This window comes from Methylomicrobium agile, assembly GCF_000733855.1.
Classification (GTDB): Bacteria; Pseudomonadota; Gammaproteobacteria; order Methylococcales; family Methylomonadaceae; genus Methylomicrobium; species Methylomicrobium agile.
The window spans coordinates 792367-818931 of the sequence record NZ_JPOJ01000001.1 but is presented as its reverse complement, the minus strand read 5'-3'; the positions used below and the strand labels follow the sequence as shown (position 1 = coordinate 818931).

32 protein-coding genes and 1 pseudogene are annotated in these 26565 nt (G+C 54.4%); 14 read left to right on the top strand and 19 right to left on the bottom strand.

What is annotated here, in order from left to right; translation table 11 throughout:
• Nucleotides 1–19: 19 nt before the first annotated feature.
• From CC94_RS0103880 to CC94_RS24520, 15 genes and pseudogenes are all read right to left on the bottom strand, one after another.
• Nucleotides 20–247 (bottom strand): hypothetical protein, encoded by a 228-nt coding sequence (locus tag CC94_RS0103880; RefSeq protein WP_031429865.1) that lies wholly within the window; start codon nt 245–247, stop codon nt 20–22.
• Complete coding sequence (locus tag CC94_RS0103875) at nt 244–447, bottom strand: hypothetical protein (protein ID WP_031429864.1); 204 nt, start codon at nt 445–447, stop codon at nt 244–246. Before CC94_RS0103875 ends, CC94_RS0103880 begins: the two co-directional genes overlap by 4 nt.
• Entirely contained in the window at nt 444–710 is a 267-nt protein-coding gene (locus tag CC94_RS0103870; RefSeq protein WP_051911369.1) for a hypothetical protein, read from the bottom strand. The genes CC94_RS0103875 and CC94_RS0103870 overlap by 4 nt, the downstream gene beginning before the upstream one ends.
• 223 nt (nt 711–933) lie before the next feature.
• Complete coding sequence (locus tag CC94_RS0103865) at nt 934–1113, bottom strand: hypothetical protein (RefSeq protein ID WP_031429861.1); 180 nt, start codon at nt 1111–1113, stop codon at nt 934–936.
• Nucleotides 1114–1157: 44 nt separating this feature from the next.
• The gene (locus CC94_RS0103860; RefSeq protein ID WP_031429860.1) at nt 1158–1538 is read right to left on the bottom strand and encodes a single-stranded DNA-binding protein; all 381 of its coding nucleotides are present in this window, start codon (nt 1536–1538) and stop codon (nt 1158–1160) included.
• On the bottom strand, nt 1535–1771 hold the full coding sequence (locus tag CC94_RS0103855; protein WP_031429859.1) for a hypothetical protein: 237 nt from the start codon (nt 1769–1771) through the stop codon (nt 1535–1537). The genes CC94_RS0103860 and CC94_RS0103855 overlap by 4 nt, the downstream gene beginning before the upstream one ends.
• Nucleotides 1758–2453, bottom strand: a complete 696-nt coding sequence (locus CC94_RS0103850) for a hypothetical protein (RefSeq protein ID WP_031429858.1) — start codon at nt 2451–2453, stop codon at nt 1758–1760. Before CC94_RS0103850 ends, CC94_RS0103855 begins: the two co-directional genes overlap by 14 nt.
• The gene (locus CC94_RS21215; RefSeq protein WP_084675287.1) at nt 2453–4171 is read right to left on the bottom strand and encodes a DNA primase family protein; all 1719 of its coding nucleotides are present in this window, start codon (nt 4169–4171) and stop codon (nt 2453–2455) included. Before CC94_RS21215 ends, CC94_RS0103850 begins: the two co-directional genes overlap by 1 nt.
• Nucleotides 4168–4584 carry a DNA primase gene (locus tag CC94_RS0103840; protein ID WP_031429855.1) on the bottom strand — a complete coding sequence of 139 codons (417 nt, stop codon included), beginning with the start codon at nt 4582–4584 and terminating at the stop codon, nt 4168–4170. The genes CC94_RS21215 and CC94_RS0103840 overlap by 4 nt, the downstream gene beginning before the upstream one ends.
• Nucleotides 4585–4704: 120 nt before the next feature.
• Nucleotides 4705–4902, bottom strand: a complete 198-nt coding sequence (locus CC94_RS0103835) for a helix-turn-helix domain-containing protein (RefSeq protein ID WP_031429853.1) — start codon at nt 4900–4902, stop codon at nt 4705–4707.
• A 106-nt stretch (nt 4903–5008) separates the two neighbouring features.
• Nucleotides 5009–5431, bottom strand: a complete 423-nt coding sequence (locus CC94_RS0103830) for a hypothetical protein (RefSeq protein WP_031429852.1) — start codon at nt 5429–5431, stop codon at nt 5009–5011.
• Between the two features lie 95 nt (nt 5432–5526).
• Entirely contained in the window at nt 5527–5859 is a 333-nt protein-coding gene (locus CC94_RS0103825) for a DUF5615 family PIN-like protein (protein WP_031429850.1), read from the bottom strand.
• Nucleotides 5856–6086, bottom strand: a complete 231-nt coding sequence (locus tag CC94_RS0103820; protein ID WP_031429848.1) for a DUF433 domain-containing protein — start codon at nt 6084–6086, stop codon at nt 5856–5858. The genes CC94_RS0103825 and CC94_RS0103820 overlap by 4 nt, the downstream gene beginning before the upstream one ends.
• Nucleotides 6083–7297: a tyrosine-type recombinase/integrase gene (locus CC94_RS0103815; RefSeq protein ID WP_031429847.1), complete on the bottom strand. Its 1215-nt coding sequence runs from the start codon at nt 7295–7297 to the stop codon at nt 6083–6085. The genes CC94_RS0103820 and CC94_RS0103815 overlap by 4 nt, the downstream gene beginning before the upstream one ends.
• Nucleotides 7298–7769: 472 nt before the next feature.
• Nucleotides 7770–8212: pseudogene (locus CC94_RS24520) on the bottom strand (IS3 family transposase); the annotation flags it as partial.
• A 326-nt stretch (nt 8213–8538) separates the two neighbouring features.
• Between CC94_RS24520 and CC94_RS0103805 the strand changes: the two are divergent.
• The 14 genes from CC94_RS0103805 (at nt 8539) to CC94_RS0103740 (ending at nt 21370) form a co-directional block, all read left to right on the top strand.
• Nucleotides 8539–11409, top strand: a complete 2871-nt coding sequence (locus CC94_RS0103805; RefSeq protein WP_005374088.1) for an SNF2-related protein — start codon at nt 8539–8541, stop codon at nt 11407–11409.
• Nucleotides 11409–13160, top strand: coding sequence for an AIPR family protein (locus CC94_RS0103800; RefSeq protein WP_005374087.1), 1752 nt, complete (start codon nt 11409–11411; stop codon nt 13158–13160). Before CC94_RS0103805 ends, CC94_RS0103800 begins: the two co-directional genes overlap by 1 nt.
• A 129-nt stretch (nt 13161–13289) precedes the next feature.
• Nucleotides 13290–13535: a hypothetical protein gene (locus CC94_RS0103790; protein WP_005374086.1), complete on the top strand. Its 246-nt coding sequence runs from the start codon at nt 13290–13292 to the stop codon at nt 13533–13535.
• A 5-nt stretch (nt 13536–13540) separates the two neighbouring features.
• Nucleotides 13541–13945 (top strand): type II toxin-antitoxin system VapC family toxin, encoded by a 405-nt coding sequence (locus tag CC94_RS21210; protein WP_005374085.1) that lies wholly within the window; start codon nt 13541–13543, stop codon nt 13943–13945.
• A gap of 13 nt (nt 13946–13958) precedes the next feature.
• Nucleotides 13959–14144 (top strand): hypothetical protein, encoded by a 186-nt coding sequence (locus CC94_RS0103780; RefSeq protein ID WP_005374084.1) that lies wholly within the window; start codon nt 13959–13961, stop codon nt 14142–14144.
• Nucleotides 14134–14586, top strand: coding sequence for an REP-associated tyrosine transposase (locus CC94_RS0103775; RefSeq protein ID WP_005374083.1), 453 nt, complete (start codon nt 14134–14136; stop codon nt 14584–14586). Before CC94_RS0103780 ends, CC94_RS0103775 begins: the two co-directional genes overlap by 11 nt.
• 91 nt (nt 14587–14677) lie before the next feature.
• Nucleotides 14678–16399, top strand: a complete 1722-nt coding sequence (locus CC94_RS0103770) for a site-specific DNA-methyltransferase (RefSeq protein WP_005374082.1) — start codon at nt 14678–14680, stop codon at nt 16397–16399.
• Nucleotides 16396–16617 carry a hypothetical protein gene (locus CC94_RS0103765; RefSeq protein WP_005374081.1) on the top strand — a complete coding sequence of 74 codons (222 nt, stop codon included), beginning with the start codon at nt 16396–16398 and terminating at the stop codon, nt 16615–16617. Before CC94_RS0103770 ends, CC94_RS0103765 begins: the two co-directional genes overlap by 4 nt.
• Nucleotides 16614–16868 (top strand): DUF4258 domain-containing protein, encoded by a 255-nt coding sequence (locus CC94_RS0103760; RefSeq protein ID WP_005374079.1) that lies wholly within the window; start codon nt 16614–16616, stop codon nt 16866–16868. The genes CC94_RS0103765 and CC94_RS0103760 overlap by 4 nt, the downstream gene beginning before the upstream one ends.
• Nucleotides 16865–17107 (top strand): DUF2283 domain-containing protein, encoded by a 243-nt coding sequence (locus tag CC94_RS0103755; protein ID WP_005374078.1) that lies wholly within the window; start codon nt 16865–16867, stop codon nt 17105–17107. Before CC94_RS0103760 ends, CC94_RS0103755 begins: the two co-directional genes overlap by 4 nt.
• The gene (locus tag CC94_RS24995; RefSeq protein ID WP_281023968.1) at nt 17104–17226 is read left to right on the top strand and encodes a hypothetical protein; all 123 of its coding nucleotides are present in this window, start codon (nt 17104–17106) and stop codon (nt 17224–17226) included. The genes CC94_RS0103755 and CC94_RS24995 overlap by 4 nt, the downstream gene beginning before the upstream one ends.
• Nucleotides 17227–17236: 10 nt before the next feature.
• Nucleotides 17237–17395, top strand: a complete 159-nt coding sequence (locus CC94_RS24515) for a nucleotidyltransferase family protein (protein WP_342633144.1) — start codon at nt 17237–17239, stop codon at nt 17393–17395.
• A gap of 69 nt (nt 17396–17464) precedes the next feature.
• Nucleotides 17465–20233: a DEAD/DEAH box helicase gene (locus CC94_RS0103745; RefSeq protein ID WP_005374074.1), complete on the top strand. Its 2769-nt coding sequence runs from the start codon at nt 17465–17467 to the stop codon at nt 20231–20233.
• Nucleotides 20234–20350: 117 nt separating this feature from the next.
• Nucleotides 20351–21370: an NAD-dependent epimerase gene (locus CC94_RS0103740; protein WP_031429840.1), complete on the top strand. Its 1020-nt coding sequence runs from the start codon at nt 20351–20353 to the stop codon at nt 21368–21370.
• A gap of 239 nt (nt 21371–21609) precedes the next feature.
• Here the strand turns inward: CC94_RS0103740 and CC94_RS23555 are convergent, their stop codons facing one another.
• The 4 genes from CC94_RS23555 to CC94_RS0103720 all read right to left on the bottom strand — a co-directional run bounded on the left by CC94_RS23555 (nt 21610) and on the right by CC94_RS0103720 (nt 26477).
• Nucleotides 21610–21759: a lmo0937 family membrane protein gene (locus CC94_RS23555; protein ID WP_005374070.1), complete on the bottom strand. Its 150-nt coding sequence runs from the start codon at nt 21757–21759 to the stop codon at nt 21610–21612.
• A 256-nt stretch (nt 21760–22015) separates the two neighbouring features.
• Nucleotides 22016–22321 (bottom strand): DUF3240 family protein, encoded by a 306-nt coding sequence (locus CC94_RS0103730; RefSeq protein ID WP_031429838.1) that lies wholly within the window; start codon nt 22319–22321, stop codon nt 22016–22018.
• Nucleotides 22318–25377 (bottom strand): efflux RND transporter permease subunit, encoded by a 3060-nt coding sequence (locus CC94_RS0103725; RefSeq protein WP_031429837.1) that lies wholly within the window; start codon nt 25375–25377, stop codon nt 22318–22320. The genes CC94_RS0103730 and CC94_RS0103725 overlap by 4 nt, the downstream gene beginning before the upstream one ends.
• Complete coding sequence (locus CC94_RS0103720; RefSeq protein ID WP_036304255.1) at nt 25377–26477, bottom strand: efflux RND transporter periplasmic adaptor subunit; 1101 nt, start codon at nt 26475–26477, stop codon at nt 25377–25379. Before CC94_RS0103720 ends, CC94_RS0103725 begins: the two co-directional genes overlap by 1 nt.
• Nucleotides 26478–26565: the final 88 nt, after the last annotated feature.

The window sequence follows — 26565 nt, the reverse complement described above, 5'->3', positions numbered from 1 at the left end:
GTTGCCCCGGCTCTGGTGGTCAGTGCAGAGAACGCGGTGGTGGGTCGACGATCACTATCTGTATCCAGTTAAATTCTCTCGGCGGGGCCTTGTCAGGATTGGCCTGCTTCCATTGCTCGACGGCTTCGCCCTTCAATCGCTCGATCACGTCGGCAGTGTCGCCCGCCTCGGTGATGATTTTCAGCCAGACATCGGGCAGCGTCTTGGCCGTGGTTTCCAATTTGTTCAGTCTCGTTTTAATGCTCATGCGGCTTCGCTCCTCTCATATCCAAACGGAACCAAAAAGATAATGTTCTCCGGCTCGGTCTTGTCTGGGTTATTCGCTTTCCATCGTTTGATGGCTTGCGCCTCTGTCTCGCCGTTCAAAACGCCGATCAGCTCCCACTTCTTAGGAGTGCTGGCCGGTTGTTGCTGCTCCAGTTTTTCCAGTCTTGTCTTGAGGCTCATTGCTTGGCCTCCAGGGCTTCTACGCGCTTTTCTAAATCGCTGCCCTCGATCACTTTGCCGACCGCTTGCAAACACCAAACGAGCTTGCTGGCGGTCGCCGGGTTAATCACTTCAGACCTCGCCTCACGATAGACTTTAGCCATTTCGCGGCGCACATCTTGCAGTGTGTCCAGCTTGCAGCGGTAACGCTGGCCGCGCTGCGGGGGTATGGGCTCGACTTCGCCGGTGGTGCCGTCAATCTCTACAGGATACTCGTTTGCCATTTTCTAACCTCCTAAACCGGGTTCAGTGTGCGTTTTTCGACATTCTAAACCAGGGATTTATAATTAAACGCTGTTCATTTCTCAAAAGTCTATTGGATCGCTTTATGAACAGAGACGAGATAAATGAAAGGGAAAAAGCGAGATAAATGGAAATGAAACGAAATGAAGAGGGATAAAACGAAACGAAAAATAAAAATAATTTTCGCAGAGTGAAAATAAAAAATTAGTCTGCAGACGGAGGTTGACCTGCGACGTCTTTATCGAAAAACGCCTGGTCTTCAGGGGTCGGGCAAAGGCCCGAGGTGATGATGCCGTAGTCGATATCAGGCGGAGGCAAATCGACGACGGTATTCGGCTCTGATGATTTTTGCAACTTCACTTGCGAATCTTCTTGGTTTTTCATTATTCTGGGCCTCGGCCCAACATTCAGCGATAAACTCTTTAGCTTTAAGCCGAATACCCTCTGTAATCCGGTGGGGCTTGCGGTGGTCGGCTGCTCTCGGTGCCGTCGGCACTGCCGCGCCGCTTCTTCACGTCATAAGCCGACAATGCAGCCGATACCGTAACGTTAAGGCCGTGCTTCGTTTCGCCGGTGGTCTTGTCGGTCCACTGGGACGGCTTCAGGCTTCCGGCCACGCTCAGCGCGTCACCTTTCCCAAGCCTGCCAATCCGCTCGGCTACGTCGGCAAAAGCGATACCGGATACAACAACCGGCTCGCCGTCGCCGGTCGGAACCGACAGAAGAAAATTGCAGTAAGGTTTTCCGGACGGCCCGGTCTTCAATGCCGGATCACGGATCAGCTTGCCGGTAATCAATGCGTCAATCATGGGCGGTCCTCGTTCAAGTCGAGCCGTTGAATGCTCTTTGGCGGATTGGCCGCGCATTTGGCGCAAACGTAGCGGCCGGGTGCATTGGCGACAAGTGCGGCCTTAGCGCGGCCTTGGCGTTTGCTGAATCCTTTGCCGCATCCGTAGCAGACTTTCAAAATCTGCCGGCTTTCAAAGTCGCGGCTCAATTTGTTTTGGTATTCGGGAATGAATTGTCGGTTAAATTTCGTCATCGGTGTAATCCTCGTTCAATATGGGTTCAATATGCGTGGCGGTCGGATACTGTGCCCGGACTTCGCTTAAGGTCTGGCGTGGCATGGCGCACAAATAACACTGCCTGCCGTCCGGCCAGGTCGCCAGGAATTTGAAATAGCGGCCTTGGGCGTTGTGGGCGGCTTCGCTGATCGTTTGGCCTCTTGGTGCAGGATCGGGCTTCGGTGCCGGACTCTCGGGTTTCGGGTTCATCTTGCGTAACCACTCGGCATGTCCGGCATTGTCGGCTCGGATCGTCATCGGTGTGCCGCTGGGCGTCCAGACTTCGACCAGTAGCGGGTCGGTGGACGGTGCCTGCACCAGCTTGGTATCGCTGGCGCTCGATAGGTATTTGCCGCACTGGTGGACGGTATCGGCCCAATGACAAGCGCCGTACGGCATAACCTCAGCATTGCATATGCCAGCACCGCCGCCGTGGGCGTGGTAGCTCGCGAAGTGAAGACACTCGCGGCAGTGGTGGCGGCCGTCGGTCGCCGGCGCAGGCGCACCGATGGCCGATAGCTCTTTGACGATCTCGGCTTTGTGCGCCTTCAAAAACTCCCGTTGTTCAGGGGTCAGCCTCGATGCCGGACTGACCGTAAAGGTATCGCCGGATAACGAAACCTCGAACCCGGCACGTTTGATGCGTTGTAAGGCGGTCATTAAAACGCCTCCGTATCATCAGGCAAGGTTTTATCGACATCTTCGACACTATCAGCATTTTCAAGGGTTTTAGGGGTAGTGGTATCGACATTGCTTCGACATTCATCGGCACTCAATAGAGTTTTTGTGATCGGTGTTGCGATTGCGCCATCACCAAGGGTTCTGATCTTAAAGCCGGATATTCGCCGTCCATTGGCATCGCGCGTGAGGGGCTTGACCGGCAACTTGCAATGTTCGGCAATGTCGAGCAGGTTGTTCGTGAAACGTTGAACCGCAATGGCTTGAAATCCGTTTTCAACACACCAACGACAATAATTCGGGTAGAGTTTTTCGCCGTATTCACGCTCGATAGCGTATTGATCTTTCAGGGCATTGGGACTGCCCCCGACATAGTGGATGTGGCCCTCTTTCAGAACCAGGTTATCGTCAATCCAAGCCGCCAGCTTATTGGTTTCTACCAGGTGCTCCCGCTGCGCTTTGCTCAGGCCGCCGTTGATCGTGCTGAGGCGGTCGGCCACTTCAGCATCAGGCATTGACAGCACCCAATTCAAAAGCCCCGGCAATTCGGCCTGCATCGCCTTTTCGATGCCGCCGTAAGGCCGCCACTTGGCTTTGTCCTCGTCCGTGATTTTGCGCACAAAAGAGATAGGCAACCGACGTCGAGCAAGGCCGCTGCTGTAGTCGGTCGATTGGATAGCCTCATTTGAAGCAATCACCACAGTGCCCCCGTAAACGAATGATCCGCTCTGCTGTTGGTTCTTGCGCTCGTGCCGTACCGGATCGCCGCCGGTGATGGCCTTCAATACGCTGACTTCGCCTCCGTACCGGCTCGAATCGCTGATAACAGCCAGGTGTTTACAGTACAGCGTTGCCGGCTCGAATCGGTTCTGCTCCAGGTTTTTAAGATCGGTGGCCGAATGATTTGCCTCGCCAATCAACAGAATCAGCAGCCGGATCAATGTGCTTTTGCCAGTGCCGCCCGGCCCAATGATTTCAAGGAATTTCTGCACCTCGCCGCCAACCAGAGTGATTTTGAAGAATGCGCGGATTGTGTTGATGATTTCAGCGTCGCCGCTGGTTGCATCATTAAGCCATTGACGGATAACCTTGATTTTTGCCTCTGGATCGTAAGCATACGGCAACTGCCAGTTGAATCGGTGGGCTGCCGAATAAGGCGTAAGCGCCATGGTTTTTGTGTCTAAAACGCCGTTCTGCATCGGCAACAGCGCCTTGTCGGATTCCCACGCATCTACCGCGAGATAGAGCTTTAGGAAGCCTTCGACGGCGTTCAGCTTGCTCATGCTGAAACCCTCGATCAGAAACTTATGCAGGGTGCTGTTAATCGTTTTGGTCGCCCTGATTTTCGCGATTGGCTTCCAAATGCCCTTGATGCATCGAAACCAGTCGCCGGTTATTTCGTCCAAGGCAAGCTCGGTCCGCAATTTTGCAGCCACTTGTTTCGAGAGAAGACTGTCTTTTAGCCCCTCGCCATCAGCATTTTTTTCGTCGAATGTCGATTCCAGTGTCGAAGCAGTGTCGCTGGAAACCGCGCCAGTGCTGATAGTGTCGATAGTGTCGGACTTTTTCCGCCGTGCAATGCGCCGTGCAATTTTGGCGTTATGCGCGTTGACGCGATTCATGCCGTAATCATCTGGAAGGGGCCCGTCTGGCGTTTGGCCCAAGTATTCTTCAGCACTCGAAACGTATTCAGTGCTCATAACCGAACCCCCATCAGTTGCGCTGCATCACGCAGCCGTTCATGAGCCAGCCGTACGCGTTCAGCGTCGGCCGTGGTCAGCGGGTGGCCGGTTGAAATTTGAGCCGCCGCCAGGGTCACGATTCCAGCTTCACGGGCCAGACACTTCAAAACGTCATATGGATTGAACTGGGCGGTTCTGCGGCCTTTGCTGTAGGTCGGCTTCCCAGGGTAAAGGTCAGCAAACGTCAGCCCGACAGCGGCCAATACGTCGGCCGGTTCACAGCCGGCGAAGCAATGCAGCAACACGCGGCCTTCTTTCTCTGTCGCGACCAGGGATGGCGATTTATCAGGGTGCGCCGGGCATTTCGCGGTATAACGGCCTTGGCCGGTGCATTTGACTCCATCGAGTCGTGAAGTGAGTTTTTCAATCATTGGCAAAATCCTGTTTCGCCGGGTCGCGTCATCGCCGCCAGTGTGATAAAATCACACTCGTTCATTCTTGGCGGCATGGATGCGCAAAACCCCGGCCTATGGTGGTAGGTTCGGGGTTCATTACGCGGCGGAATCCGCGCCGACAGTCCGCGACTCCAAAAAAGCATCAAGATCTGACTGGCGATATTTCACCAATCTGCCGACCTTCACATAGGGGATGTTATAGCGCTTGGTCGAACGCCACACCTCAAGTGTTGAAACTTTGACACCGAGATAATCGGCGGCTTGTTTCGGGGGGAATAATTGTTGGGTAGCCATAGAATCTCATATTGATAGAGCCGCTCCGATATGGCGCGGTATAGCTACGGTATTATGGGAATATTTTTCGGTGAGTCATGGAAGATGTGACTTCACATTTTCCAGATTACGGCTTAGGCGTTTTCACTATATGCTGGAACCTTTGGTATGCTTTAACTGCCGTCCCCTCCGGGTCTTTGCCTTCAAGACCAAATCTTTCTGCAACAATGGCCGCCGCGCCGTCTTTGTCCCAGCTTGATGTTAGGTTATAGCCTTCATAGAACATCAAGTCATCAATCGCCAGGGCTATTTCAAAATCGCGGCGTTCGGTTGATGGTTTCTTTCTGGGGCGTGTTTTCTTGCCTGCAATCACATCGGCTATAAAGTCCCTCATTCCTTGTGACTTCACGCTGTAAGGCGACTTCGGCGGCTCTCGGATAATGCGCTCCAATTCGCTGGCGTCGCGTCGTTCCATATAGCCAACTATCGCAATCAGTTCATGAGGGTACAACCCCTCATAGCCATCGTGGGAAAATCTGGTGTAAGTCATTTCACTCCATCACAGTGAATCATCACGAAGGGTTAACCGGAAAGCGGGTGATGAATCCGCCTTGTCGCATGGCCGTGCTATCCGGTTAAATGGGGTCAGTCGATCCTGAGCAATGAAACGTCGTCAGCTTCGCAAAGCTCGGCAATAACGCTTGCCTTGTTTCTCAGGATCAACTGCAATTGTCGATTGGTGCAGTTACCGCGGCGTATCCATATCACTTTGGGCGGATGCCCGCGCAACATGCTTTGTTCGTAAAAGTCGGCGTCTTTGCTGATAATCACGAAATCGTTTTCCTTGGCGTAGCGCCATACTTCATCATCGGAACCGCCGCCCAAGCCGATCCGGTCCACATGGGCGGAACTGGGAAAAACATCGCTTAATCCGCCCACCATTTTGGGGGACAGGTTTTCGTCAAAAAGCAGCCTCATCCCTTGATTACCCGCGTATGGCGTTCGCGGTCGGCCGCATACGCGAAACAAGCCCGGATGTCGTCGCGGGTCAAATAGTCGTAATCGTCCAGCACTTCCTCTTCGGTCATGCCGGCCGCAAAACAGTCCAGAATGTCGTCCACGGTAATCCGTAAGCCCCGGATGCAAGGCTTGCCGCTGCGCTTTCCTGGTTCGATGGTGATGATGTCGTGATAGTCGATGCTCATTTTGCTTGTTTCCTCTTGTTAATGGGAATAATCTCGCCCGCTTCTTTCAAGCCGCCGGCCGCCAGCATTGCGCCGGTAGCTCGTTCGACCGACTCCCGGACCGGATCAAGGTCCAGCCGCGCATAAATGGCCGTGGTCGATGGCGACTTGTGGTTAAGACTCTTGCCGACAATCGCCAGGGATGCGCCGGTTTTAGCTTGCCAACTCCCCAGCGTGCGCCGCAAGTCGTGGATCCGTAGATTATCAATGCCCGCCCGATCCAGCACGCGCCGCCATGCCTTCTTGGGTTCGACGATATGCCCGGTTGCGCCGGTGCCGGGGAACACCCAAACTGCATGACAGCCTTGCCGATTACGCAGGATTTCCACGGCTTCCGGGGATAGGGTGACGGTCTGAGGCTCGCCGTTCTTAGTGGTCGGGATGCGCCATTCGGCCCGCGCCAGATTGATCTGGCTCCACTCCATTTCCTGCACATTGGAGCGCCGCGCTCCGGTCAGCAGAGACAACAGAAAATAATCGCGTAGGGTGTCGTTCGGTTCCTCGGCCAGCGCCTTGAAAAATGCGGGTAATTCATCGTGCTGTAAAAAACGATCTCGCTTGGTTTCGGGAAACTTCTTGATCCCGTGCGCCGGGTTCGCACCTTTGAACAGCTTGCGCTCGACGGCATAGCCGAACAGACTCGACGCCATTGCAATCACGCGGTTCGCTGTTGTGGGATGCTCCTTGCCGATCGCCGCATGTAATTTGCCGAAGTCGGTATCCTTGAACTGCGACAGTTGGCGCTTACCCCATTTCTCCAGGTACAGACCGAAGTCGTAACGGTAGCTGCGCTTGGTTTTCTCGGACAGGAACGCGCCGCGCTTATTGCGTCGGTGTTTGAGAAATTCGTCGAACAACTCTTGCAGGGTGGTTTCGGTCTTTAAGGCTCTGGCGTCGGTGTTGGGGTTAATCTTCTGCGCGATTAACGCGCTCAGCCGCGCCGCTTCCTTTCTGGCATTCTCGATGGACATATCGGGGAACTTGCCGATAGTGACGCGCTCCGGCTTGCCGTCTACGCGTTTTTGAATGAAGAACGTCTTTGTATTGCCCGAGTGCCTAAGCTGTAACCCGGCTGCGTTCTTGTGGGTATCGTGGTAAACGATTCGTCCGCCGGGTTTTGGCTCTCTCAGTGCTTCAAGTTTTGGCTTGGTGAAGTCGAAATGTGTTGTCATGCCTGCCTTTGCGTCAATTTCTGGTGCTACGCTGGTGCTACGCTCTCGGTCAAATTTCGGTAAATTTGGTGTAGCACCGTTAAGGCTATGATAGGCTGAACGTATTGGTTTGTAAAGGTTTGTTAAGGTTAAGCAATCAGCAGAAAATAGCAGGCCTTCAAATTTGTAATCAGCCGGTCGCGGGTTCGAGTCCCATCGCCAGCTCCATAAATTAATAAGGGAATCAATGAACTACAACTTCATTGATTCCCTTTTTTATTGCCCTGCGATTTCGTTGCGTGAATTTTGCGTGACACGCCGACGCAGACCTTTTTCACCGCAGCAATCAGATTTTCCAATTCGGCTGACGAATAATGATCCGTGATTCGGCTCGATTTGTGGCCTAATAAATCCTGTCGGTCTTCAAACGCAACATTCACCGCCCATAAGCACCGGTCGAACGTGATGTGTCAACACTTTTCCGGACAGACGGTCAAGCAGCTTTTTGCTGTAATTCATAGTTCACAGGCGACAGATAACCGTTGGCGGAATGAAGTCGCTCGCGGTTGTAAAACCCTCGATATATTCAAACACCATCTGTTTAGCCTCCGATTGGGTTTGACCTATCTTGTATCAGCTCGGTTTTTAGGCTGTGAAAGAAGCTTTCCGAAACTGCATAATCCCAGCAATTGCCCTTACGGTTCATGCTCTGCCGGATGTCATGCAGCGTTAACAGCGCTCGATGACTTTCCGACGCATATTAGCTGCCGCGATCGGTATGTTACATCAGCCCCTTCTCTGGCTTTCGCTTCCAAAGGGCCATCAATAGGTGTCATTCACCCGCTGAGTCCGCCTATGCTCTGCCATGGACCAGCCCATCACCTGCCGGGAAAAGAAATCAATCACTACGGCCAAATACAGTCAGCCTTCCTCCGTTGCATGCTGTTCTGTTGGATAGTGCCGGGAAGTGCAAAAGAGGCTAAAATTAATCACCAGCTCGCGTTACTTGTAGACGACCAATGAAGTTCCACGTTTGTTGAGTTCGCCGCCTGTTGCTTTGTAGAAAGAAAGATGGTCTAGCAGCTACTTTAAGACCGGAAATTTCAACATTCAACCTTAGTTCTGCCATTTGGAACTGGCTGCATAAACTGCCAAAAGGGTAAATACATGAGGGCACTGTAATCTAATGACTCGTTTTCCGATTACAACGGAAGTCAGCATCAATAAATTTTAGGGATTCTTTGTTGATAGCACTACAAAAAATGCTCACGCCTTACCAAACTCAGTATTACGCCTGGTTGCTAACCCGTCGCGCGGCAGGCGATACGGTCGAATCGTTAGCTTCCACGTTGGTCGATGCGCAAGTAGACCTTAACCCGCATCAGGTCGAGGCTGCTTTGTTTGCCTGTAGAAACCCACTCTCTCGTGGCGTGATCCTGGCCGATGAAGTCGGCCTTGGTAAAACAATCGAAGCGGGTTTGGTGATTTCTCAGCATTGGGCCGAGCGCCGCCGTCGCATTCTGATTACCGTTCCCGCCAATCTGCGCAAGCAATGGCATCAAGAGTTGCAAGACAAATTCGGCCTGCAAGGTCTGATTTTAGAAGCGAAGAACTACAACGCCATCCGTAAACAAGAGCGCCGCAATCCGTTTCAATACGACGATGGACCGGTCATCTGTTCATACCAATTCGCCAAAGCCAAAGCGAATGATGTTCAAGCGATTCATTGGGACTTGGTCGTTCTGGACGAGGCACACCGGCTACGCAATGTCTACAAGCCCAGTAACGTAATCGCCAGAACGCTTAAGGAAGCCTTGGAGCGCGTTCATTCCAAAGTGCTATTAACTGCAACGCCATTGCAGAACTCCTTACTGGAACTGTACGGCTTGGTTAGCATCATCGATGATCGGGTATTCGGAGATCTCGACAGTTTCAGGGCGCAATTCAGCAGCCAAAGCCGAGATACCGCATTCGCCGGTCTTCGAGCGCGCCTTGCCCCCGTCTGCAAGCGTACCTTACGACGGCAGGTACAACCCTATGTCTCGTACACCGCAAGACGCGCCATTGTCCAGGAATTTACGCCGTCCACCGAAGAAAAAGAACTGTCGGCACGGGTGGCCGATTATCTGCGTCGCCCCAATCTCAAGGCTTTGCCGGACGGTCAACGTCAGTTGATCTCTTTGGTGTTATGGAAATTATTGGCTTCGTCTACCCATGCGATTGCCGGTGCCCTGGAAACGATGGCGAATCGCTTGCAAGGCCTGATAGAGCCGATTCAAGAAGTGCCTAACCTCGCCGAAGCCTTGGACGAAGATTACGAGTCTTTGGACGAAACCGCCGATGAATGGGATGAGTCTGCCGTCACGGACGATAAGCAAAATGCCGACGAGCAAGCCGCGATTGCCGAAGAGATAGCGGAACTGCGTCAATTCAAAAAGTTGGCCACCAGCATTCGCGACAACGCCAAAGGCAAGGCACTCTTAACCGCGCTCGAACGCGCTTTTGCGGAATTGGAACGGCTGGGCGCGCCGAAGAAAGCCATTATCTTTACCGAGTCCAAACGCACTCAGGAATACCTGCTTTCACTATTGGCCGAAACCGAATACGGTGCAGGCATCGTGCTTTTTAACGGCGCCAACAGCGATGCTCGGGCGCAAGCTATTTACAAAGAATGGTTGCAACGGCACCAGGGTACGGATCGGGTGACCGGTTCCAAAACCGCCGATACCCGTGCCGCATTGGTCGAGCAGTTCAAAGAAAACGGCACCATCATGATCGCCACCGAAGCCGGAGCCGAAGGGATTAACCTGCAATTCTGTTCCTTGGTGATCAATTACGATTTGCCTTGGAATCCGCAGCGCATCGAGCAGCGCATTGGCCGCTGTCATCGCTACGGCCAAAAATTCGATGTCGTGGTCGTCAACTTCGTGGATCGCAGCAACGAAGCGGATGCTCGCGTTTACGAACTCTTGGCGCAGAAATTTCAACTCTTTGAAGGCGTGTTCGGCGCCAGCGACGAAGTACTCGGGGCGATTGGTTCCGGGGTGGATTTCGAGCGTCGCATCGCCGAGATTTACCAGAACTGCCGCGACCCGGAAACCATCCAGACCAGCTTCCAGCAATTGCAAAACGATCTATCCAACGAGATCAACGAAGCGATGGTCAAAACTCGCCAACTGTTACTGGAAAACTTCGACGAAGAGGTGCAGGAAAAACTACGCGTCCGCGCCGAAGACAGCGTCGCTACCCGTAGCCGCTACGAGAAAATGCTGATCGACATCAGCCGCGCTGAACTGGGTGGCTGCGCCGAATTCGACGATAGCGGCTTTAGATTGCTTCGTCTGCCTGATCAGCAATTGCAAAACGTTGAATTAGGGCGTTACGAATTGCCCCGACGCAGCGGCGATGCTCATTTATATAGAATCGGCTACCCCTTGGCCGAATGGGTTACGCATCAAGCCAAAAGCCGCGTATTACCCAACGCCCGCCTGATTTTCGATTACGACGCTTATGGCACTCAGGTCAGTACGCTCAAGGCCTATCGCGGTCAAGTGGGGTGGCTGGCGGTTAAGCTCGTCACTGTCGAAGCCTTGGGCAGCCAGGAACAGCATCTAATCGTTGCCGCCAGCACAGCCGATAGTCGCATATTGATCGAAGACGATCCGGAAAAATTGTTACGTTTTCCTGCGACCTCTACTTCCTTTACTGGGGAGAGCGGAGGTGAAGTGCAATTACCTATCGTTCTAGTCGAAGACCTTGAAACGCGCAAACAAAACCTGCTCCGCGAGATCAATCAACGCAATCTGGGCTATTTTCAGCAAGAAGTCGAAAAACTGGATGCCTGGGCAGACGACCTGAAGCTCGGCCTGGAGCAGGAAATTAAGGAAATTGATAGAGAAGTGAAAGAGATTCGCCGCACTGCCGCGACTGCGCCGACACTGGATGAAAAGCTGCATTGGCAAAAACGTCAGCGGGAACTGGAAACTAAGCGTAACAAGCTCCGCCGCGAATTGTTCGACCGCCAGGATGAGATCGAGTCGCAGCGTAACGATTTGATCGGACAGTTGGAACAACAACTTCAGCAACAGGTTAGTGAACAAATCTTGTTCACTATTGAGTGGGAATTAATCTGATGGCAACCTTTCTCGCTCGACCACTCGAACTTGATCTGCTTCGTCAAAAGCTTGACGCAGACTATTCGACCCTAATCACTGGAACGGGAAACACTCCAGAGTCTCGACGCAGCAACTTCCTGTCTAAAGCAATCGCGGCATTCGTTCTACATGAAGGCGCTAGAGCTACTTTGGACGAAGCGGTGGCAGCCAGCATCGACGGCGGTCAGGATCATGGTATTGATTCGGTACTTGTTGCGCCGGATCAAACGATCTGGCTCGTCCAATCCAAGTACAAAGACTCAGGCAGCGGCGAGCCGGAACTCGGTGACGTATCGAAATTCCGCGATGGTATAACCGACTTCTTGCAAGGGCGCTGGGATCGTTTCAATAACGCGCTGCAAAACCGACAGGCAGTAATCACCAACGCTTTGAACAGTGGTGTCTGCAGAATCAAAGTCGTTCTTGCCTATTCCGGCACGGCCGTGTCCGATGACCGGCGCGACATATTTGCCGACTTAGAGCGTGCGTTCAATGGTACGAATCCGGGTTTTCTTCGGTGCCATGCCTATGGGCTCACGACGCTCCACGACCTGCATTTGGACGGGATTTCGGCCCAGCCCATAGAAGCCGAAGTCGAGTTGAGAGACTTCGGCTACACGCAGGAACCCTACCGGTCGTTCTATGGCCGCATGGATGCCAAGCGACTCGCTGAACTTTGGGCGGCGCATAAAGAGCATCTGGTTGATCGGAACATTCGCCGTTTCAAGGGCACGACCACCGTCAACACTGGACTGAGCGAGACCCTGCGACAAGAAGCGCAACACTTCTTCTACTTCAATAACGGGGTCACCTTCCTCTGCGATTCTATACAGGAGCAGCATCCGCGTGATCCAAATCGGCAGGCTGGCAGGTTTCGCGTTCGAGGCCTGTCCATCATCAACGGAGCGCAGACGGTTGGTGCGATAGCCCGCGAGCCGTTGGCTCACTACGAAGCGCATCCCGCAGTCGTCATGGCGACATTCGTTTGCCTTGAAAATGCGCCTGACGGCTTTGGTGATCGTGTTACCCAATCGCGTAACCGCCAGAATGCGGTAGAATTGGAAGACTTTGCCGCGCTCGATGAGCGGCAGGCCATCTGGCAGCAAACCTTGCAGATGGCCGGCATTACCTATCTGGTCAAACAGGGAGCGGACGATCCGCCGTTATCGCCGACCTGCTTCAGCGCACGTGAACTCGCCCCGCTTCTGGCTTGCACCGTAACCACGAACGACTGGCAGGACTACGTGGTCGCAGCCAAGACCGATAGAAAGAAGCTGTTTGGTCGGGAGGGATTGGTACCAGCTACCGATCCCTTGCGTCAGGCCTACGAGCGGCTTTTTGCCGATTCACTCACCGCAAGACAAATGTGGCGAACAGTTCAAATTGGCCGAATAATCTTGGAGAAAGTACGGGTACGCGCCAGGGTTGAGAGTGACCCTACCGGCTTACCAACAGGGACACTCCCTGCACGAGAGATTCTCAATCACGGCGTCTGGCTGATTCTGCACGTCATTTTCATCCGGCTACAATTACAAAACGGGCCGACGTTAGCTCTAATTCAGAATAAGCTGACAGCCATTTCATACGAAGTTGATCTTGTTTGTGGGCGTCTTGTGAATACTGTACAAAGCATACTGTGGAACAAGCAGGCGCGTAGCGTATTCGAAAATAAGACTGATTGTCGAACGGTGAAAGGACGCCTGATGGCTGCCTTAGCACAGCAGAGTTAGGAATAATGTAATGAGTAAGCAAAAACTCGAATTCACCTGGATTGGCAAAGACAAGCGTCCGCAACTTCAGTCGCTCATCCCGCTGCCCGAGTTTTGCAAATGACACAACCGCTATCACTGGAGGCCGTTATGCAAGCCATCGAATTAGAAACAACGATTATTAAAGGCGAGATTCACGTCAAATTGCCGACGGAAATTACCGCCGAAAAAGCCAGGTTGCTGGTGTTGTATGAAGAGGCGCCTAAGGCGGTTAGCGAAGCTTCATCCGGGTTGTTGCAATTGCTCGACAATCTAACCGCTCAACGCAATTGGCCCGAAAAAACCAAAACTGAAATCGACAACATGCTTAATGAGGAAAGAGAGTCCTGGGATTGACGCCGATGAACCGTATATATTGGGACAGTTGCATTTTTATCTATTATCTGGAAGGCAGCGAGGACGTGCGGCTTAAGCTGCGCGCTCAACTGCTCGCCACGCCGAATGCCGTCTTATGCCACACGGCATTGACAGAGCTGGAGTGCCGCGTTGAACCGATGCGCAACAACAAATACGATTTGTTGAACCAATATGACCGCTTGTTTACCAGTCCGATGACTCGCCGGCTGGTTTTAGACGACGCCGTCTATCGGCGCGCTACCGAATTGCGTGCGGCACAGCGCCTAAAAACGCCGGATGCTTTGCATCTGGCAGCGGCTATCGGGCAAGGTTGCGACTCGTTCTGGACGCGCGACAACCGCTTGGCGCAAGCGGCAGCGGGGCATATCCAGTTGATTGTTCCTGTATGAATACGCATAGGCCATGAGCAAACAAAAACTCGAACTCACTTGGATCGGCAAGGCCAAGCGGCCTCGACTGGAGCCGTGGATTTTGCTGGAAGACGCGGAAAAGTCGTATCACGCCAAGTATCGAAGGTTCCGGGTAGGTCCGAATTTACTTGCGCCCTCATGGGTATTCGCACAGATAGAAAACAACCATGCCGTATGATGACTTGCGTAAAGGCCGATTTAACGAATCATCACGCGCGTATTTCGTGACCACGGTTTTGGCGGAACGGGAAGCAGCCTATTTCCGCGATTTTCATTGCGCTCGATTGGCGATTGCTCAAATGCGCAATCTGCATGACGCTGGCGCGGTTGACTCCCTGGCTTGGGTGGTCATGTCGGATCATGTGCATTGGTTATTTCGGTTGGGAGAAACTCATACGCTTTCGGAAATTATGAAAGCCTATAAAGCGCGCGCCGCGCATCTTGTAAATGGTTATTTAAATCGACAAGGCGCGGTATGGCAAAAAGCCTTTTACGATCATGCGTTACGTGAAGAAGAGGATGTTCGGGCAATCGCGCGTTACATTGTAGCCAACCCGCTGCGGGCGGGCTTGGTTGAAAATATCGGCGATTATCCGCATTGGGATGCGATATGGTTATAGAAATTTGTGCGAATAAATTCGCACCTACATTGTAAAGCGCACTAATCAAGAAAAAATGGTAGGTGCGAATTTATTCGCACGGAAAATGACGATGACTAAACAAAAACTCGAACTCACCTGGATCGACAAGGACAAGCGGCCTCGGCTGGAGCCGCGCATTTTGTTGGAAGACCCGGAGAAGTCGTATCACGCCAGGCACCGGCTGACGGATAACGATATTTTCGACAACCGGCTGATTTTCGGCGACAACCTGCTGGCGTTGAAGGCGCTGGAGCAGGAATTTAGCGGCAAGGTGAAGTGCGTGTTTATCGATCCGCCGTACAACACCGGTAGCGCGTTTACCCATTACGATGACGGGCTGGAGCATTCGATCTGGTTGGGCTTGATGCGCGACCGGCTGGAAGTCATCCGGCGGCTGTTGGCGGACGATGGTTCGTTGTGGATTACTATCGACGACAATGAATGCCATTATTTGAAGGTGGTGTGTGATGAGGTGTTTGGACGGGGGAATTTTGTTGCTAATGTGGTTTGGCAGAAAAAATTCTCACCACAAGCAAATAGTGTCTGGCTATCAGATAGCCATGATCATGTTTTGGTATATGCAAAGAATAAAGAAACATGGCGTCCGAATCTTTTGCCAAGAACAGAAGACGCTGATTCAAGATATTCCAATTCAGACAATGATCCTCGTGGTCCTTGGACTTCGGGAGATTTTACGATTAGTTTGACCGGTGGGCAGCGTGGAGCACAGTTTGCAAAGACAGGTTTTAGTGAAAACATTTTTGAAATTACTACTCCCTCAGGGCGAAAGTTAATGCCAACAAAAGGACGTTGTTGGGCAGCATCACCTAAGCGTTTTGAAGAGTTAAGAGCTGATAACCGAATTTGGTTTGGTGAGACAGGGAATAATGTTCCACGGATCAAAAGATTTTTATCTGAGGTACAAGAGGGAATTGTTAGCATGACAGTTTGGCTTCGCACGGAAGTTGGAGATAACCAAGATGCGAAGCGCGAAGTGGCTAAATTTAATTCAGAAGCAATATTTTCTACACCGAAGCCAGAAAGGTTGATTCAACGTATTTTGGAGCTTTCAACTAGGCAAGGCGATCTCGTCCTCGACTCTTTCGCCGGCTCCGGCACGACCGGCGCGGTCGCCCACAAAATGGGCCGTCGCTGGATCTTGGTCGAGCTGGGCGAGCACTGCCATACCCACATCATCCCACGCCTGCAAAAAGTGATTGATGGAGAGGATCAAGGTGGTATCAGCAAAGCCGTCAACTGGCAGGGCGGCGGAGGTTTCCGTTATTACAAACTGGCGCCCAGCCTGATCGTCAACGACCGCTGGGGCAATCCGGTGGTCAATCCCGACTACAACGCGGCGATGCTGGCCGAAGCGTTGTGCAAGCTGGAAGGCTTTACTTATGCGCCGTCGGAAAGCCGCTGGTGGCAGCACGGCCATTCCAGCGAGCGCGATTTCATCTACGTCACCACGCAAAACCTGTCCGCCGAGCAGTTTCAGGCACTAGCCGACGAGGTGGGCGGCGAATACAGCTTGCTGGTGTGCTGTTCGGCCTTTCGGGACGTCACTGCTGCGCAAGCCAATGAGCGTTGGCCGAATCTGACCCTGAAAAAAATCCCCAAGATGGTGTTGGCGCGTTGCGAATGGGGTCATGACGATTACAGCCTGAATGTGGCGAATTTGCCGATGGCGGTTTCGCAGCCCATGCCGGAAAGCGCAAAGCCGGATAAGACAAAAGATAAAACGCCACGCTCGGGACAAATCAGTCTTTTTGCCGAGGATGATGACTTATGATGCCGCAAGATTTGCATACAGCCAAAGACGCCGATTTACGAGCTTCACTTCAGGCGCTAAAACGTGCCACCATGCTTGCGCGCGAAATTGCCTTGGAGACGAACACGGGAATCGTCGTTGTTCGGAATAATCAAATTATCCGCCTATCTGCCCAGCAATTGCGCCGTGAACGGCAAAAGGACAACATAGCCCTGGACTTGTTCGACGGGGACGCATGAATTACGAATTGACGGTGCATGCGCAGGAAAGCTTGAATAAACGCCGCAATATTCGGCTCGAATGGTTGGAGCGCGTGCTTGAACGGCCGCAATTGATTGAAGCCGATGCCTTGGACGCCGAATTGGAGCACCGGCTCGGTAAAATCGACGAATTTGAAGGGTGGGTTCTACGTGTCATTGTCAATCCGCACGTTGAACCGGTCCGCGTGATAACCGTATTTTTTGACCGCGCCATGAGGGGTAAATTATGAAACTCAGTATCGATGAAGCAGCAGATGCCTTGCATTTGCAATTGGTGGACAGCGACGTTATCGAATCGGAAGAAGTAGCGCCCGGCGTGATTATGGATTACGACAACAACGGCGAGGTGGTCGGCATAGAAATACTGCATCTGAGCAAACGGCCGCATCCGGTCGACGTGTCGGATTTTCAGTTTCAAACACATCGTAAACCCAAAGACGAAAAACCTGACGTCCCCGTTGTCGCATGAACCGCAATCAAGCACTGTTTCTCTTGACGCAAAGCAAGCCGGCCTTGGCCGAGCGCTTCGGCGTGACCCGTTTGGCGCTTTTCGGCTCCACGGTACGGAACGCGGCGCGGAGCGGATAGCGATGTCGATATACTGGTCGAGTTTGACGGGCCGGCCACCTCCGCTCGCTATTTCGGCGTGCAGTTTTATTTGGAGGATGTCTTGGGCAGTCCGGTTGATCTGGTTACCGAAAAGGCATTACGGGCGGAATTGCGCCCGTATATTGAAAAGGAAGCGTTGTATGTCTGAGTGGAGCATTATTCAAGACGATGTACCTGATTTATTGCGGCAACTGATTTTGTTGAAGGATCGATACCAATGAATGCACGCGTTTTAAATGCCGTCACCGGCCGCTTGTCGCTGCGTCCACCGCAAGCCGAATCCTTGTCGCGCTTGGCGCGTTCGCTGGAAATGGCGCCGGAGTTGTTGCAGCACGAAAAAGACTTGCCAGCGGTGTTGTCCAGTTTGAAGTCATTGTTTCCTACGTTGGAGGATTTTGAGCGCGACTTTCCTTCGCTGTGTTTTGCGTTGGCGACCGGCGTGGGTAAAACCCGCTTGATGGGGGCGTTTATCGCCTATCTGCATCTGGCGCACGGCATCAATCACTTCTTCGTGCTGGCGCCTAACCTGACGATCTACAACAAGCTGATTGCCGATTTCACCCCGAATACGCCGAAGTACGTGTTCAAGGGCATTGGCGATTTCGCCATCAACGCGCCCCGCGTTATTACTGGCGACAATTACGACCAAGCGGGTTTCGATGCTACCCGCGATATTTTTGCCGAAATCCGCGTCAATATTTTCAACATTTCCAAAATCAATTCCGAGGTGCGCGGCGGCAAGGATCCGCGCATCAAGCGCATGAAGGAAGTGTTGGGCGGCAGTTATTTCAACTATCTGGCGAATCTGCCCGATTTGGTGTTGCTGATGGACGAGTCGCACCGCTACCGCGCCAGCGCGGGCGTGCGTTCGATCAACGAATTGAAGCCTTTATTCGGATTGGAATTGACCGCGACGCCGTTTGTGGAATCGACGCGCGGGCCGGCGCCGTTCAAAAACGTGGTGATGGATTACCCGCTGGCGCAGGCGATGGAAGACGGTTTTGTGAAAGAACCGGCGGTGGTCACGCAACGTAATTTCGATGCCAAGGCGCATACGCCGGAGGAATTGGAGAAGATCAAGTTGGAAGATGGCGTGCGTTTGCACGAAACGACTAAAGTGGAGTTGTTGACCTATGCCCGCGAAAACGGGGTAAAAGCCGTTAAGCCGTTCATGTTGGCGATTGCACGGGATACCGCCCATGCCGCGCAGCTTTTGGCGCTGCTGGAGTCCGATGCGTTTTACGAAGGCCGTTATCGCGGTAAGGTGATTCAGGTCGATTCCAGCCGCTCGGGTGCCGAAGAGGAAGCGATGATTACCCGGTTGTTGGCGGTGGAAAGCGTCGATGAGCCGACCGAAATCGTGATTCACGTGAACATGCTCAAGGAAGGCTGGGACGTGACCAATCTGTACACCATCGTGCCGCTCAGGGCAGCCAATGCGCGGACGCTGATCGAGCAATCGATCGGGCGAGGTCTGCGTCTGCCGTACGGCAAGCGTACCGGCGTGGCGGCGGTGGACCGTCTGAACATCGTCGCGCATGACAAGTTTCAGGAGATTATCGACGAGGCCAATCGCGGCGATTCGCCGATTCGACTGAAACAGTTGATTCTGGAGGCTCCGAGCGGCGACGATAAAAAAGTCAGCGTGCAAGTCGTTTCTGGCGCAATGTCTCGACTAGGGTTGGGCGCGACACTGACGGTCGCCGCTCAGGCAAGTTCCGACGATAACCCCATGGGCGCGGGCATCCGTTATGCCAGTCCAGTGCCGCTTTTTACCCGTGAGCCCGAATTGCAAGCCGTGCGTGAGGTGGTGGGTGTCATAGGTAAGTGCGAGGATTTGCTGCCGAACAGCGCGGCGTTGCTCAAGCCGGAAGTGCAACAAAAAATCTTGCTGGAAGTGGCCGAGCGGCTGAAGCCGGTGCAGTCCAGTTGGCTTGCCGAGGAAGGTTTCAATTTGGCGGACGTGGTGGCGAAAACGATCGAGGTAGTCGTCCAGCAGACCATCGATATTCCGCGCATTACCGTGGTGCCGAACGGAGAGGTCGCGACCGGTTTCCATCCGTTCAAACTCGATGTCGCGCAATTGCATCTGCAACCCGGCGAACGAGAAATAGTCGGGCAAATGCTGCGCACCAACGAACAATTCACGCTGGCGGCGGAAATCGGTTTGGTTGAACGGCGTTTGGAGGATTACATCGTTCACGCCCTGGTGGATTTTGACGACATCGATTACTTCACCCACGCCGATTTATTGTATGACCTTGCCGGTCAGATGGTGCAACACTTATCCGGTTATCTTTCCGAAGCAGAGGTGCAGAGTGTGCTGGATCGCGATCGGCGCTTGATTGCCCGTGAAATCCACGCCCAGATGATGGCGCACTTCTGGGAGGAAGCCACCGAATACGAAGTGAAAGTCAGTCGCGGCTTTACCGAGTTGAAAGCGTGTAATTACACGGCTGCCGCTGGCCGCGCCGCAATCGCTCCCGGCGATTACGCGGCGTTCATCCCATCCCTGGGGATTACCGCGCATTATTATCGCGAAACGGTAACGGAAACCGGCCGCATCAAACAAATGCTGTTCGGTGGATTCGAGCGCTGTTTATATCCGTTGCAAAAGTTCGACTCGGACACTGAGCGGCGCTTTGCCATCCTATTGGAAAGAGACGCGCTAAAGTGGTTTAAACCCGCCAAAGGCCAGTTTCAAATCTACTACAAGCTGGGAGGCGAACAGTCTGAGTACATTCCCGACTTTGTCGCGGAAACCGAAACGCAAATCTTGATGGTGGAAACCAAAGCGCGAGGCGACATCGATTCCCAAGAAGTCCAGGCTAAAGCGGCGGCAGCGGCTCGTTGGTGTCAACATGCTTCGGATCACGCCGCAGAAATGGGCGCTAAACCCTGGGCTTACCTGCTATTGCCGCATGATGAGATTGTGGAGTCTAAAAGGCTGGTGGATTTTCAGCGGTTTAAATTGGCTCAGGGTTAAGCTCGAAAACTAACTTCTGGAGTTAGCCATATCCGTTTATCATGCAAATAATCAATGGATTGTGTTTCGCAAAGCATTTTCATTTCCCGATATACAAGAAAAAAGGAGAAAGGTATCTTGAAATTATTAGTAACCGGAGCTGCCGGATTTATCGGATCCGCGCTGAGTATGAAATTGCTGGAACGGGGCGATGAAATTGTCGGCATAGATAATCTGAACGATTATTATGATGTCAATCTGAAGCTGGCGCGTTTAGAGCGATTGAAAAACTACGATCGTTTTAAGTTCATCAAGCTTGACATTGCCGACAGAAGCGAGGTTGAGAGACTTTTTGCCGAAGAGAAATTCCAAAGGGTCGTGCATTTGGCGGCTCAAGCAGGCGTCCGATATTCATTGACTAACCCGCATGCTTATATCGATTCCAATATAGCGGGATTCCTCAATATCCTGGAAGGCTGCAGACATAATGCGGTAGGGCATTTGGCTTACGCTTCGTCCAGTTCGGTGTATGGTGCCAATCTCCGTATGCCTTTCTCCGTTCATGACAATGTCGATCATCCGGTTTCGCTTTATGCGGCCAGTAAAAAAGCCAACGAATTAATGGCCCATACATACAGCCATCTTTACGATCTTCCCACCACCGGGTTGCGATTTTTTACGGTTTACGGCCCCTGGGGACGACCGGATATGTCGTTGTTTACGTTTACCCGCAATATCCTTGAGGAAAAACCGATTAACGTATTCAATCACGGCAATCACCTGCGCGATTTTACCTATATAGACGATATCATCGAAGGCGTCGTCCGGGTCATCGATAAGCCAGCGCAACCCAATCCTGGTTGGAGCGGAGAAAACCCTGATCCGGGATCGAGTCTCGCGCCTTACCGGATATATAACATCGGCAATCATCATCCTGTACATCTGTTAACTTTTATTGAAACTCTGGAAAAATGTTTGGGTAAGAAAGCCGACAAGATCATGTTGCCTTTACAGCCGGGGGATGTGCCTGCAACTTATGCGGATGTTTCCGATCTGGTTCAGGATTTGGGGTATAGACCCAATACGTTGCTGGAAGACGGCATTAGAAATTTTGTTGAATGGTATAAAGAGTTTTACAAGGTAAGTGCTTCGCAGTAAGTCGATTTGCGTTAAGCCAAATGCCGCTCCGGGCGGATCGAAAACAAGGCTTGCTTGTCTTCACCTTTGCCCCCGGTTCTCCCGTTCGCTGGCGCATTCTCAAGGGTTGCGCATTTGTCCGGACGCAGGAAGAGTCGGCGGTTACGCTTCGGAATTGAGGAAAGGTGCGGGAACGGTGCGATGACAGATACGGAATCCGTACGGCGGGATACCGTCGCGCCGTACGGGCTGGGTATCCGCTATACCGGGCTTCGTCCCTGAATGATGCGCAGTATGATCACTACCACCGCGATGACCAACAGCACGTGAATGAATCCGCCCAGCGTGTAGGAAGATACCAGGCCGAGCAGCCAGAGTATGATCAAGAGGATCGCTATCGTTTCAAGCATTGCCGTTTCTCCTGTAAATGCTCCCGAACGGAAGCCGCCGCCAACAGCGGGTTGAGCTGAAAATTGCTGTTCCGTAGGGTCGTAGGATGCGGTGACGATAGGAACCGCATCAATCACGAACGATGCCAATCGCGAACGATGCGGTTCGTTCCTCACCACATCCTACGGCCCTGTTCCGTAGCCATCGGGTTGTTGGCGAATTTTAGGTTCGACGGCAGTCAATGTCGGTACGGAGCCGAACATAAACGCATGCCGGTCAGATAAGGCCGTTATCGATGACCGGCATCACCCAATAGCGGATACCGGCCCCGGCAAACTCTTCCCTGAGCCGCGCCAGCAACGCGGCCAAAACGGCTTCCTCGACATACATCTGAAACCGTATCCGCTTTTGCCGCCCGAAAACCTGTTCGGCGAGCGACAGCCCTTCGTTGCGGTGGTCGTGGGCATACACAGGAAAGCTGCTGAAGCCGTGCTCGGATTCGAAGGTCAACAGGCAATCGACGATCGCTTCTTCGAGGCCGATCGGCACGTTCAAAGTCACCAGAAATTCTTTGTCGCTCATGCATTCTCCGGGGCGCGGCCGAACCGTTTGAACAGGATCGGCAACAGGAACAGGGTCAAGAAGGTCGACGACACCAGCCCGCCGATCACCACGATCGCCAGGGGGCGCTGGATTTCGGAACCGGGCCCGGTCGCGAACAGCAACGGGATCAGGCCGAACGCCGCGATGCTGGCGGTCATCAGCACCGGCCGCAGGCGCCGGGCGGAGCCGATCACCACGACCTCGGCAAGTCCCATCCCGGTCGCCAGGAGTTGATTGAAATAGCTGACCATCACCACGCCGTTCAGCACTGCAATGCCGAGCAGCGCGATGAAGCCGACCGAGGCGGGCACCGACAGGTATTCGCCGGAAATCCACAGGCCGAATACCCCGCCGATCATCGCCAGCGGGATGTTCGACAGCACCAGCGCGGCCTGGCGCACCGAGCCGAAGGTCGAAAACAGCAGCAGGAAGATCAGGCCCAGCGAGACCGGCACCACGACCGACAACGTCGCGGCCGCGCGCTGCTGGTTTTCGAACTGGCCGCCGAATTCGACCGTATAGCCGGTCGGCAGTTTGACCTGTTCGCCGACTTTTTGCCGGGCCTCGTCGACGAAGCTGACCAGGTCGCGGCCCTGCACGTTGCTGCGCACGACCGTAAAGCGTTGCCCTTTTTCCCGGCCGATCGCGACCACTCCTTCGACTTTTTCGAGTTCGGCGATGCCGTCGATCGGCACATGGCCGCCGCCCGGCAGCGCGATCTGCAGATTGTCGAAATTGGCGGTATTGCTGTCGCCGCGCAGGAGCAGCGGGGTGCGCTTGATGCCTTCCTGGACGATGCCGAGCTTCAGCCCTTCGATTTGCGAGCGCAGCAGCTTTTCCACCGTGTCGCTGTCCAGGCCGAGCCGGCCCGCGCGCGCTTTGTCGATCCTGACCTGCAGGAACTGCATTCCGCTGTTCTGCTTGACGAACACGTCGGAAGACCCTTCGATGCCGCGCAAAATCCCGCCGATCTGTTCGGCCTTTTCGGCAAGGACGTTCAGGTCGCTGCCGAACAGTTTGACCGCCACGTCGCCGCGCGTGCCGGTCAGCATCTCGGAAACGCGCATTTCGATCGGCTGGGTAAAGCCGAACGCAATGCCAGGCGTTTCGGCCATGACCTGGCGGATTTTCTCGATCAGTTCGTCCTTGCTTTGCATCCGCCATTCGGCTTTCGGTTTCAGCACGAGGAACGTGTCGGTTTCGTTCAAACCCATCGGGTCCAGGCCGAGCTCGTCCGAGCCGACCCGGGAGACGATCGTGTCGATTTCGGGGATTTTCTTCAGCAGGTTTTTCTGCACCTGTCCGTCCAGCGCGACCGACTGCTCCAGCGAGATCGACGGCAGTTTTTCGAGCTGCACGATGATGTCGCCCTCGTCCATCGTCGGCATGAAGGTGCTGCCGATCCGGGTAAAGACGATCACGGTCAGCGCCAATAAAATCCCCGCCGCCCCGAACAGTTTCTTGGGGTTGTTCAGGCACCAGTCCAGCCTCGGCCGGTACAGTTTCAACAGCTGCCTCGGCAGCCACGGTTCTTCATGGGAGACCCGCTTGAGCAGAAACGAAGAGACGACCGGAATCGCGCTGAGCGACAATACCAGCGAGCCGCTCAGCGCGAAGACGATGGTCAGCGCGACCGGGGTGAACAATTTGCCTTCGAGGCCTTGCAGCGTCAACAGCGGCAGGAACACGATGATGATGATCAGAATGCCCGACGTGACCGGCGCGGCGACTTCGCGCGCGGCGCGGTAGATCACATGCAGCCGCGGCAGGCGGCGGGCTTTCTCGGTGTGCGCGAGATGGGTGATGATGTTTTCGACAACCACGACGGCCGCATCGACCAGCATCCCGATCGCGATCGCCAGGCCGCCGAGGCTCATCAGATTCGCCGACATGCCCATCGCATTCATTAATATAAAAGTGAACAGTGCCGCCATCGGCAACGCCAGCGCCACGGTGACCGCCGCTCTGAGGTTGCCCAGAAATGCGATCAACAGCACCACGACCAGCGCGATCGCTTCGAACAGCGCATGCAGCACCGTATCGACCGCCTTGTCGACCAGATTGCCGCGGTTGTAGAACACCTTCACGTCGACGCCGGGCGGAAAGCCGGGACGGATCTCGGCCAATTTGTCCTCGATTCCTGCGATCGTCTGCCGGGCGTTCGCGCCGCGCAGGCTCAAGACCAGGCCGGTGACCGATTCGCCCTGACCGTTCTTGCTGACCGCGCCGTAGCGGGTCAAGGCGCCGATCCTGACCTCGGCGACGTCGCCGACGGTAATCGGGATGCCGTTAAGGGTATCGATCACGATGCCGCCGAGGTCGGCGAGCGTTTTGATCCGGCCTTCGGCGCGCACGATCAAGGCTTCCTCGCCGTCGACCATTCTTCCCGCCCCGTCGTTGCGGTTATTGGCTTCGATCGCGTGCGTCAATTGGTCGATCGTGATGCCGCGCGCGGCCAGCCGGATATTGTCGGGGACCACTTCGAAGCTTCTGACCAGGCCGCCGAGCGAATTCACGTCCGCGACGCCGGGCACGGCCCGAAGCGCGGGCCGGATCACCCAGTCGAGCAGGTCGCGCCGTTCCATCAGGCTCAAATCGCCGCCTTCGATCGAAAACATATACATTTCGCCGAGCGGCGTGGTCATCGGCGCGATCCCGCCTTCGATGCCCGGCGGCAGGTCGCTCCACAGCGTGTTCAGGCGTTCGGCGATCTGTTGGCGCGCCCAGTAAATGTCGGTGCCTTCGCTGAAATCGACGGTGATGTCGGTCAGCGCGTATTTGGCGATCGAGCGCAGCATCACCTGATGCGGGATGCCGAGCAGTTCGATTTCGATCGGCGCGGTGATGCGCGCCTCGACCTCCTCGGGGGTCATGCCGGGTGCCTTCACGATTACCTTGACCTGGGTCGGCGAGACTTCCGGAAACGCGTCGATCGGGATATGGGTGAACGCGTGGTAGCCGGCGCCCGCCAGCAGCAGCATCGACAGCAGGATCAGGATGCGTTGGCTTAGTGCGAATTGAATCAGCCGCGCCATTATTCGCCGCTCCCGAGTCCGAGCCAGTTCGCTTTCAGCGCCACCGCGCCTTTGACCGCGATCTCTTCGGTGCCGGCCAGATTGCCCGCGACGATCGAAGACTCGCCCTGCCTGCCGATCACGTCGACCGGCGCGACGTCAAAGCCGCTGGCGCTCCGGATGAACAGGTACGCGCGGCCTTCGTGCTGGGCGATCGCGGTGCTCGGCACCCGGTAAGCCGGCCTTTCCGCCGTCTGGATGATCCGGATATTGATGCGCTGGCCCGGACGAATCGCGGGCTGTTTGCCCTCGATCACGGCTCTGGCCAGCACCGTTTGATTCTCCGGATTCACGTTTTGGCTGAGCAGACCGATTTTCGCCGTGGCGGCGCCGTTCTGCGGTTCGGCATTTTCAAGCTCCACGCTATCGCCGATTTTGACTTCGGCCGCGCGTTCCTGAGGAATGCTGATTTCGAGCCAGAGCTCGCTCAGATCGGCGATCCGGTACAGCGGGGCGAGCACATCGACGCGCGAGCCGGCAACGGCCATGCGTTCCATCACGGTGCCGGCGATCGGCGACCGTACCTGCAGTTGGCCGCTCAGGCGATGGGTGTTTTTCAGCCGCTCGATTTCGGCATCGGTCATCCCGGCGATTTCGAGCAGTTGCCGGTGCTCGCTGGCTTCGGACGCAAAGGCGCGATACTGGCTGGTGGTTTCCTGCCAGCGGCGTTCGGGAATCACCCCTTCCTCGAACAGCTTTTTATCGCGCCGGAAGACCAATGAGCCGAGTTGTAGCGCGCTTTCCGCTTTCAGATATTCGCGCTGCAGCGTCAATAGGTCCGGGCTGTTCAATTCCGCGAGCACCTGGCCTTTGTTGACCGTTTCGCCGATCGAGGCATGCAGCCGGGTAATCAATCCGGACTGGGATGCGCTGACCAGATAGTCCTCGGAAGGCGGCACCACGACTTTGGCCGGGGCGGTCAGCAGCGGGATTTGTGTGACCGGTTCCGGTTTGCCGAGCACGACGCCCAGATTTTTTAGATGGTCGGCGGCAATCGCGATGCTGTTTTCGGCTGCCAGCGCCGAAGCGGAAAAAAACAGCGTGGACGGTGCAAGCCACAAGGCGAAAACCAGCCCGCGTAGGGTACGCTGCGCGTATCTTTTTTCCGGCCAAGCAAAGCCCCTGCGGAAACGGTACGCACAGCGTACC

Coding starts and splice junctions, on each gene's coding strand:
- CC94_RS0103840 (WP_031429855.1), bottom strand. CDS start 4,584: ATGATTGAAAAACTCACTTCACGACTCGATGGAGTCAAATGCACCGGC.
- CC94_RS23555 (WP_005374070.1), bottom strand. CDS start 21,759: ATGCTTGAAACGATAGCGATCCTCTTGATCATACTCTGGCTGCTCGGC.
- CC94_RS0103870 (WP_051911369.1), bottom strand. CDS start 710: ATGGCAAACGAGTATCCTGTAGAGATTGACGGCACCACCGGCGAAGTC.
- CC94_RS0103770 (WP_005374082.1), top strand. CDS start 14,678: ATGACTAAACAAAAACTCGAACTCACCTGGATCGACAAGGACAAGCGG.
- CC94_RS0103830 (WP_031429852.1), bottom strand. CDS start 5,431: ATGACTTACACCAGATTTTCCCACGATGGCTATGAGGGGTTGTACCCT.
- CC94_RS0103725 (WP_031429837.1), bottom strand. CDS start 25,377: ATGGCGCGGCTGATTCAATTCGCACTAAGCCAACGCATCCTGATCCTG.
- CC94_RS0103765 (WP_005374081.1), top strand. CDS start 16,396: ATGATGCCGCAAGATTTGCATACAGCCAAAGACGCCGATTTACGAGCT.
- CC94_RS0103825 (WP_031429850.1), bottom strand. CDS start 5,859: ATGAGGCTGCTTTTTGACGAAAACCTGTCCCCCAAAATGGTGGGCGGA.
- CC94_RS0103850 (WP_031429858.1), bottom strand. CDS start 2,453: ATGACCGCCTTACAACGCATCAAACGTGCCGGGTTCGAGGTTTCGTTA.
- CC94_RS0103815 (WP_031429847.1), bottom strand. CDS start 7,297: ATGACAACACATTTCGACTTCACCAAGCCAAAACTTGAAGCACTGAGA.
- CC94_RS0103865 (WP_031429861.1), bottom strand. CDS start 1,113: ATGAAAAACCAAGAAGATTCGCAAGTGAAGTTGCAAAAATCATCAGAG.
- CC94_RS0103800 (WP_005374087.1), top strand. CDS start 11,409: ATGGCAACCTTTCTCGCTCGACCACTCGAACTTGATCTGCTTCGTCAA.
- CC94_RS0103875 (WP_031429864.1), bottom strand. CDS start 447: ATGAGCCTCAAGACAAGACTGGAAAAACTGGAGCAGCAACAACCGGCC.
- CC94_RS0103835 (WP_031429853.1), bottom strand. CDS start 4,902: ATGGCTACCCAACAATTATTCCCCCCGAAACAAGCCGCCGATTATCTC.
- CC94_RS0103780 (WP_005374084.1), top strand. CDS start 13,959: ATGAGCAAACAAAAACTCGAACTCACTTGGATCGGCAAGGCCAAGCGG.
- CC94_RS0103820 (WP_031429848.1), bottom strand. CDS start 6,086: ATGAGCATCGACTATCACGACATCATCACCATCGAACCAGGAAAGCGC.
- CC94_RS21215 (WP_084675287.1), bottom strand. CDS start 4,171: ATGAGCACTGAATACGTTTCGAGTGCTGAAGAATACTTGGGCCAAACG.
- CC94_RS0103755 (WP_005374078.1), top strand. CDS start 16,865: ATGAAACTCAGTATCGATGAAGCAGCAGATGCCTTGCATTTGCAATTG.
- CC94_RS21210 (WP_005374085.1), top strand. CDS start 13,541: ATGAACCGTATATATTGGGACAGTTGCATTTTTATCTATTATCTGGAA.
- CC94_RS24995 (WP_281023968.1), top strand. CDS start 17,104: ATGAACCGCAATCAAGCACTGTTTCTCTTGACGCAAAGCAAGCCGGCC.
- CC94_RS0103790 (WP_005374086.1), top strand. CDS start 13,290: ATGCAAGCCATCGAATTAGAAACAACGATTATTAAAGGCGAGATTCAC.
- CC94_RS0103860 (WP_031429860.1), bottom strand. CDS start 1,538: ATGATTGACGCATTGATTACCGGCAAGCTGATCCGTGATCCGGCATTG.
- CC94_RS0103745 (WP_005374074.1), top strand. CDS start 17,465: ATGAATGCACGCGTTTTAAATGCCGTCACCGGCCGCTTGTCGCTGCGT.
- CC94_RS0103760 (WP_005374079.1), top strand. CDS start 16,614: ATGAATTACGAATTGACGGTGCATGCGCAGGAAAGCTTGAATAAACGC.
- CC94_RS0103880 (WP_031429865.1), bottom strand. CDS start 247: ATGAGCATTAAAACGAGACTGAACAAATTGGAAACCACGGCCAAGACG.
- CC94_RS0103855 (WP_031429859.1), bottom strand. CDS start 1,771: ATGACGAAATTTAACCGACAATTCATTCCCGAATACCAAAACAAATTG.
- CC94_RS0103805 (WP_005374088.1), top strand. CDS start 8,539: ATGCTCACGCCTTACCAAACTCAGTATTACGCCTGGTTGCTAACCCGT.
- CC94_RS0103775 (WP_005374083.1), top strand. CDS start 14,134: ATGCCGTATGATGACTTGCGTAAAGGCCGATTTAACGAATCATCACGC.
- CC94_RS0103730 (WP_031429838.1), bottom strand. CDS start 22,321: ATGAGCGACAAAGAATTTCTGGTGACTTTGAACGTGCCGATCGGCCTC.